The 7908-nt window shown below is 59.1% G+C and carries 5 protein-coding genes; 1 reads left to right on the plus strand and 4 read right to left on the minus strand.

The features are described from left to right. Positions 1-185 precede the first annotated feature (185 nt). Complete coding sequence (locus C487_RS02485) at positions 186-1232, minus strand: tyrosine-type recombinase/integrase (protein WP_006184094.1); 1047 nt, start codon at positions 1230-1232, stop codon at positions 186-188. Further along, positions 1222-1617, minus strand: coding sequence for a DUF5805 domain-containing protein (locus tag C487_RS02490; RefSeq protein ID WP_006184095.1), 396 nt, complete (start codon positions 1615-1617; stop codon positions 1222-1224). The genes C487_RS02485 and C487_RS02490 overlap by 11 nt, the downstream gene beginning before the upstream one ends. 2843 nt (positions 1618-4460) lie before the next feature. Here C487_RS02490 and C487_RS02495 point away from each other — a divergent pair. Further along, positions 4461-5327, plus strand: a complete 867-nt coding sequence (locus C487_RS02495) for an SDR family NAD(P)-dependent oxidoreductase (protein ID WP_049907821.1) — start codon at positions 4461-4463, stop codon at positions 5325-5327. 14 nt (positions 5328-5341) lie between these two features. Here C487_RS02495 and C487_RS02500 read toward each other — a convergent pair whose 3' ends face one another. Continuing rightward, positions 5342-6925 (minus strand): PH domain-containing protein, encoded by a 1584-nt coding sequence (locus C487_RS02500; RefSeq protein WP_006184097.1) that lies wholly within the window; start codon positions 6923-6925, stop codon positions 5342-5344. Beyond that, positions 6922-7410 carry a PH domain-containing protein gene (locus C487_RS02505; protein ID WP_006184098.1) on the minus strand — a complete coding sequence of 163 codons (489 nt, stop codon included), beginning with the start codon at positions 7408-7410 and terminating at the stop codon, positions 6922-6924. Before C487_RS02505 ends, C487_RS02500 begins: the two co-directional genes overlap by 4 nt. Between the last annotated feature and the right edge of the window lie 498 nt (positions 7411-7908).

Consider the following 7908-nt stretch of genomic DNA (forward strand, 5'->3'; position numbering starts at 1 on the left):
GAGCCCGATGAGGAAAGCCGGCGGCATATTGATATCGCACTATGGGGTTTACGAGTTGTATTCGGGACGGAACGATTGAGTCGTAGCGTAGTAAATACGCAACGTTCCGAACGACTGGCGCGGAACTGACCGAACGGCGACCCAGGTCCACCGCAGACGTGGTCTCGGTTCACGATCCGTTCTCGTTACCGAGTCACCTCGTAGATACACTCGAGGTACGTCTCTCGAACCCGGTCACCCCAGTTGTGGGTGTAGGTGTCGATCACGTCGCCGGCGACATCGCCGCGGAGGTACTGGACGATCCCGCGATCGCCGGTTCGGTCCCGCAGATGCGTGGTGAAGAAGTGCCGGAAGTAGTGTGGCGTCACGTTCTCCTCGGTACCGCCGCCAGTCCGGTACCACCCGTGCTCTCGAGCGTGTGTCTCGACGAAATAGCGCACGTCCGACGGCGTGAGCCGCTGGCCCCACGAGTCGCGCGTATCGAGAAAGAGCGGCCGTGCCCCCGAGACCGCATCCGGTCGAATCGCCAGCCACTCGAGCAGTACGCGTCGAAGTTCGTCGTCGACCGGAACGACCGTCTCCCGCTTTCGCTTGTTCGAGGCCGTCCGTTCCTCACCGTTGACGGTCGTTCCGCGGGCGGGCTCGGCCGAGACGAACAGCGACGACGGCCGCCGCTCGAGTCCGACACGGGGCGTCCACTCGAGGTCGAGCGCCGGGATCTCGAGGTGAAGATCACGCAGATCGAGATTGCACAGTTCGCCGACACGCATCCCCGTCTTCAGGAGGGTAACGACGACGGCCCGCTCGAGGGGATGGGCGATCGAGCCGACGAACGATCGCATTTCGCCGACCGAGAGGTCCCGTCTCGTCGGATTCGTATCGATCGATTCGGACATCTCTTCCATGACTACCCCCATCGGGTTGCCGTCGAAGACGCCGACGCGGGTCATGTAATCGTAAAACCGGTTGAGATACGAGGCGTAGGTCGCGATCGTGCTGGATTCGAACTCGCCGCGCAGCGAGTGAATCCAGGCCATACACTCGCGACGCTGGGCCGCACCGATCGCCTCAATGTCAAAGCGTTCCCGGACGAACGTCTCGAACCGTCGGAGCACACGTTCGTAGGCCTCGAGGGTCCGCTCGCTTTTCCCGTGGTATCGCTGATCGTCGAGGAAGTACTCGATCGGATCGGCCACGTCCGCCGGGGCGTCGGTCCGCGGTTCAGTCACCATCGCCACCACCGTCGACGGTCGTGTACCCGCCGTGGCGTCCGCTGTATCGAATTTGGTTTGCCGACTGCAGTTCTTCGAGCGTCTCGTCCAGTCGCGACTCGATGTCGTCGGCGACCGCCTCGAGGAGTTCGTCCCAGGAATACGTGTCAGCGGACAGTAGTTCGAGGACCTGTGTCTCGAGGCCGTTACCCCCAGGGTCTGGGGCCGAGGAATCGGGTTCCGTTGAGCCGGATTCGAACCCCCGACGGCCGGCCTGAACCATCGTCCGAACGAACTCGCTTTGGCTCATGTCGAGGCGGTCAGCATGGGATTGCCACTCCTCCTTTTGATAGGTCGGAACGTATGTTTTGACCGCAGTCTTCTCAGTGTCCGTCGAATCGCCCATGCGCCATCCATCAGAGGCGACGATATTCAATCTGCCTATTATTCGAGCTAAGTGAGTCAATGTTGGATTATGACCATGCAATAAAGTTATTTTCAGTAATTTTCTATCGCAATATACGCCCTCTTTTGGTTCCGGTAATATAATCTGGTTCTTATCCATTTCTAATGGTCCCAAATCGGATAATTATCTTAAAGGACAGCCCGAGTGAAGGTGTAACACACTAAAATTTCCAGATAGAAAACCATAGTAACTATGATAGGAATGAGAATGGTAGGAATTGTAAGGTATAGTTGTAACAGAACCCGGCGGAATGGTGTTTTGGGACTGTAACCCCTACACCCAAGATATGCGAATGGGGTTACACGCAGTTTGGGAGATTCCATATAGTAATAACAATAGAAAAGATAGAGTAATTAGTCAAATGTCGGTGGTAGAGGGCCTGAATCTATGGAATCTTTGTATATGGCCTATCTATAATGGTTCTTCACGAATCTGATATTGACTGATAGTACCATATTCGGTTAAAGATCAAACTGTGGTACCACAGATCAGCCAGATATGGGACCACACTATGAGATAAATATGGTTAGCCTGAATAGTGGCACTACAGGGTGGAAAAAGATTTCAAGTGTCAGTCTACTAACTTCGATCCAACTAATTAATTACTTACAGTAATAGTTTTGACCAAGACGTTCGGGTTAGAACATTGACGGAAAGGGTGGGGGTCTGAAACTAAAGCAACTTGCTCGCAAATTTTTCAGATTTTCCGAGGGGCTGCGGCTACCGATTCGGTGCGGTGGTAGCCAGATCGCCAAGAAGGTCAACAGAACAACTTGTGAATGATCCTGAACAAACTACCAGATCGGTAAGGGTCACTGGTCGTGTTTCCTCAAAGAATCGGAGAGAACGAATTGTGAAGAATGCTGGTTGGGTTAGAAATAGATTCTATACAGGGTGCGGAACTGATACTATCACCTTTGCGCGAGAGTACCAATTAATCGCATTGAGAATGGTGCTGGTCGGATTGATCGAACGGGATAGGCCATTGACCATGTCTTTCCATTGAGTCCGGCTGATCGACTTGTCACGAATGCTGCGAGGGAGAGAAATAGATTCTATACAGGGTGCGGAGTGGGCTGCGGAGTGTGTGGCTTTCTCCTTCCCGTCGCCAAAGTTTCGACCGCCGGAATTCGGACAACGTTTACCTGTAGCGAAGCTACAGTTTACCGTTTCCATCCCCCCTTTCAAAGTACCAAAGTTTTCCCCCCTTCCATTGGGGCGTGGAAAATAATCACCAAAACTTGTCAATGGGCTGTGGCTACCGGCTCGGTGCGGTGGTAGCCGATCATAGAGTGACGACTTAGTTTATCAAAAGATTTCAATGAATTTACTCGGTAGAGTCCGATTTCGATAGGTTAGCCATATGATGGGAACACTCATTATCTCAATTACTATCCCCACGAGGTGCAGAGGGACATATTCAGTAGCCTCTGTATGGCCATAGTTCGATTGTGTAGTAGTTCTATAGTGTATTTCGACAAGTTAGCCGTAATTCCCAAATCCTCCTTAGACGCCTATCTGTTGGCTTGTATTAGGTTAGGTTTTTAATCAGACACATATAATCAAGAAATGACCGGCCTATAATTTGATCATAGTGAGTTTATCTCTATCCATAGCACCGATACTGCGCAGCTACTAGGGCTAGAGGTAGGGATAATCGAAGACAACAGGTATACAGGTAGAGATAAAAACAAGCCGGTGTTGGTACCAAAGATCGAGATACAAGAGATGGTCGAGCGGCCGGTAAACGATAGTCGCTCGTCACTCGCGGTCCCAGCCTCTACTGCCTGCTGAGGGTGATTCATCCACCAATCCGATCAGATCGATCTCGCCTTCGAGTGCTGGAGGTCGAACGCGTTTGAGGGAACGGGTTCCACGCAACTGTCGCGGTCATCGTCCCTGTCGGGTTGGCTACTGTGCGTCGAATCGTCGATTTCCCGACCGGTGGTGGTAGCTCTCCAGTGCTCGAGTCGACCTGTCGCTCCGTCGGATAGAGCGACGATCCGTCGACACGGCCGACATGCTACCAGCCCCGACCCAGCTCTGCGTCGATCCGACTGTTATCCGGCGGGGTACAGTACCCGCTGTCTTACCGAGTCGCCACTTTCTGCCTCGAGCGGCCCGATTCTGCGGCGAAGTGGACTGCTGTGGTATCACGACTTGCCAGCGTTCGTTCAGTTCGGTGTCGAGAGGCCATCGGTGGGGTCGCGTCTTTTTCAACCGTCGACGGGAGTGGGCGAGTCATCCGAAGGAATCGTTGGAAGACAACTGGCTTCGACCGCGACGGTCTCGAGGGCAACCACAGCGGCCGTGCCCGTCTGGACGTCACAGGTCGCCCGTGGCTTCTCGTACACTCCGCTGGCGGCGATGTTCATCGGATCGGAGTTGGTGCTTACCTTCCCGGTCGGCCCCCTCAGAACGCCACTGAGCGGGTTTCAGCGGAGAGGGTGCGGACTTCGGTATCGGAACCGTTCGGGCGATCCATCTCGGCACTGCGTGGGTATGAGTTTCGCGGAGCCACGTTCAACGGTGCTTTCGGCCATTCGGATTTCAAGCGGAGTACCCGTCCGAACCGGTATACACGATATATCGCTATATCCAGTGCAGCGTCCACGGTACGTATCGACGCTCGTCGGAAACGGGCCAGCGAGACTGGGAGCCGATCGAATAACCACCCCGTGTTCCGCCCGCGAGACCTGAATCAGCGGTTCACCGGTACAGCGGAACTCCTTCTGGGCGGTAGTTATTCCACGCTGGTTGCCGTCCGATTCGATATGGCTGACATGACCGTCGACGAGGCCCTGGCGAAGTACGGACCGTCCGAACTCGCTCGCGATGAGTTGCTGGAACTCGAGGACCCACATTACGCCGCCGAGAACGTCGCGATCGTGACGGGTGCCGGCTCGGGTATCGGACGGGCAACCGCGCTGGCCTTTGCCGCAAACGGGTTGACCGTCGTCGCGACGGACCGCGACGAGGACGGGCTCGCCGAAACGCAAACGCAGTCCGAGGAGTTGTCCCTGCCGGGCGAACTCGTTACGGTCGTCGCCGACCTGACCAACGATTCGGATCTCGAGCGGATCGTCGAGGAAGCGGCCGACCATGGCAGTATCCGCTATCTGGCCAATATCGCCGGACTGCAGACGGTCGCGCCGATCGAGTCGTTCCCGCTCGAGAAGTACGACCTGATGCACGACGTCATGCAGCGGGCTCCGATGGTGCTCACCAAACACTGTCTCCCTCATTTCCGCGACAACGAGGACGGCGCGGGGGTCGTCGGGAACATGTGTTCGGTCCACGGCCACATCGTAACCCAGGACAAGGTCGCGTACAACACGACGAAGTTCGGACTGCGCGGACTCACGCAGTCGATCGCCGCCGAAGGCGAGGGGAACGTCCGGGCGTTCACGGTCAGCACTGCCTACGTCAAGACGGCGCTCGTCGCGAAACAACTCCCCGAGACGGCCGACCGCCGCGATATGACCGTCGACGAGGTCGTCGAGAACGTCATGTTAGAGCACACCCGCAGCACGGAGATGATGGACCCCTCCGAAGTCGCGAACCTGTTCGTGATGGGGTGTTCACACCACAGCAAGCACCTCAACGGCGGGGATATAACTCACGACGGCGGGATGAGCCTGACCTACTGATTCCCGTCGGTCGGTCACTCCTCGCCGTCGCTCTCGGTCGCCGAATCCTCGTCCGTCGGATCGATCCCGTCACGGAACCATCGCCCGCCCGTCCGCTGGCGCTGGCGCGCACGGAGGCGTTCCTGTAATCGGTCCTCGATACTGGCCTGTATCTCGAGGCCCCGGTCCGTATCCACGTCGTGAGCGGTCGCGGCCCGGCCGAGTAGCGAGGCGGAGCTTGCGGTATCGGCGGTGACGCTGGCGAGTCGCCGTCGGCGCTGGAAGATCGTCGCCTGGTGGAGGACGGCCTGTACCCGGTAGTAGGGGACGACCTTCGTCGTCCGTCGCCAGAACCCCGTCCGGGCGAGGACGTATCGGTCGTCGAGGCGGATGCCCCGGTTCCGCCATTTCAGATGCGCCGCGATCGGGGCGAGGACCGCGAGGGCGGCGAGAACGTACCACTGGCGGATGAGGCCCGTGTATCGCGCCAGCAGAAACGCGACGCCGACCACGGCGGCGACGACGAGCAGGTATCGGACCGCATACCGTTCGCGGGCGCGTCGCGGCGGCGACTCGAGGTCGACCGGACCAAACGGCTCGATCGCACGCGCGAGGTCGGCGACCCGGTCGGCGTCGGCCAGCGGGATCGCGGACTCCGATCCGCGGGACTCGGACTGGCCGGGAGCGTATCCCGCCGTTTCGACGCTCAACGCGGCGTAGCCGAACCAGCGGAAGGGGATCGATTCCGTGATCGTCAGCGCCTGGACCTTCTCGAGGGGAATCGTCCCGCTGTAGCGTTGGAGGAGGCCGCGTTCGTAGTAGAGTTCGTCGCCGACGCGGGTGAGCCGGAAGCCGTAGTAGCGGGTGAACGTGAGAGCGGCACTGATGAGCCAGGCCGCGAGCACGAAGAGCAGGAGGCCCCATGCGATCGCAATCAAGCCCGCTTCCGGGCCGGGAAGCCCGCCGAGACGGGTCGCCGGAACCAGCGCCACGGGGTCGAACCCGCTGGCGAACGAGAGCGCGATACCGCCCAGCAGGCTCGCCCCTGGATCGATCGTGAACACGCTCAGGATCGCGAGTTCGTGGGGCCGCATTTCGAACAGGACCGTCTCGTCGCCGGCCGACGCCGCGTCGGGTTCGGTAACGGCGGTCACCGTCTCGTCCGCGTCGGGTGCGTCGGTACTCGCACCGTCGCGGAGTTGGCGTCTGAGACGGCGGGCTTCGTCTTCGTCGACGTATTGCAGGCTGACTTCGGTCTGACCGCCGCCCGCGGTCTCGATGTGGACGGCGGCGATCCCGAGGACGCGGCCGAGGACGTTCTGCCTGATATCGACGTTCTGGACCCGTCCCAGGGGAAGTTCCCGATCCCTGCGTGCGAGTACGCCGGAGGTAACGTCGAACGTGTCGTCGGTGAGTTCGTACCGGAACCGCCGATAGTAGGCAAACTCGTAGACGATCCCGAGGACGATCCCGATCGCGACGAGTCCGACCACGGACAGCAGGTTCGTCCCGTTCCCGCCGGGCGAGGCGACGATCCCGATGACGACAAACAGGAAGCCGGTATTGAGGCTCCGCGAGAGCGAGCGAACGGCGACCGACGCCGGATGGAGCGTCGTCATACGGCGTCTTCACCCGCCGTCTCGATCGCGAGTTGGCGAAGCGATTCCTGCAGGTCCTCGGCTCGAGTCGGTGTGAGTCCCGGGATCGCCACGTCGGAGCTTCGGGAGCCGGCAGTATAGACCACGACCGTCGCGAGCCCGGTCGTTCGCTCGAGCGGCGACCGCCGAGAGTCGACGTGCTGGACCCGAACGTAGGGGACGACCGTCTTGACGCGCGTAAAGACGCCGCGTTCGATGTAGAGATCGTCGTCCCGAAGCTCGAACCGCCAGACGCCGTAGCGCCGCCAGGCCACGAGAATGCGAAGGAGCGCGAGAGCGACGGCGAGAGCGACGGCAGCCGGCACGAGGGCGGCCGGCGCTGACTCCCAGACGGCCGTACGGGTGAGACCGAACGCCGCGCCGACGATGATGCCACCGAAAATCGCAGCTCGAACGAGCGCGAGAAGGAGCCAAACGACGCGCACTCGCGGAGTGAGCCGTTCCATACGTATCGTGAGGGTACGACCGGATTAAAGGATGGGAAAGCGACGGTCGTTCTCACGGCCTGAAACGAAGTCGACTCGCGAGGACGGGTCGATCGGGCACTCGAGACGACAGTAGCCACTGACCACCACTGGACACCTGACTGCACGACCTGTGATGGGTGTACGATTCGTTTCAGCTGTGACGATACCGATGACCCTCGCAACCGGAGGACTGGCGTCGACAGTAGTCGTCGCGGTCGGTCAACGGCAGCCACCGAGGCGTGCTGGTGACACGACCGGCACGTGAGCGGACACGATCGCCGGTCACGGCGGAGACGCGAGAAGCGAGTCGAAACTCGATAACGTCCGTCGTCAAGTGAACGTCCGTCTCGGCGGCGAACCACAACTATTTGTGCATAGTTACCATTGATATATGGCATGTGTTTACCCCCATAGAGTTCCTGGCTGAGCCACTGAGACGGCTGAAAACAGCACCCTCTATTTGATTTATATATCTCT

This window comes from Natrinema pallidum DSM 3751 (assembly GCF_000337615.1).
GTDB lineage: Archaea > Halobacteriota > Halobacteria > Halobacteriales > Natrialbaceae > Natrinema > Natrinema pallidum.

Excerpts from the sequence above, each read along its gene's own strand:
- C487_RS02500 (WP_006184097.1), bottom strand. The coding sequence starts at position 6,925 with ATGACGACGCTCCATCCGGCGTCGGTCGCCGTTCGCTCGCTCTCGCGG.
- C487_RS02495 (WP_049907821.1), top strand. The coding sequence starts at position 4,461 with ATGACCGTCGACGAGGCCCTGGCGAAGTACGGACCGTCCGAACTCGCT.
- C487_RS02485 (WP_006184094.1), bottom strand. The coding sequence starts at position 1,232 with ATGGTGACTGAACCGCGGACCGACGCCCCGGCGGACGTGGCCGATCCG.
- C487_RS02505 (WP_006184098.1), bottom strand. The coding sequence starts at position 7,410 with ATGGAACGGCTCACTCCGCGAGTGCGCGTCGTTTGGCTCCTTCTCGCG.
- C487_RS02490 (WP_006184095.1), bottom strand. The coding sequence starts at position 1,617 with ATGGGCGATTCGACGGACACTGAGAAGACTGCGGTCAAAACATACGTT.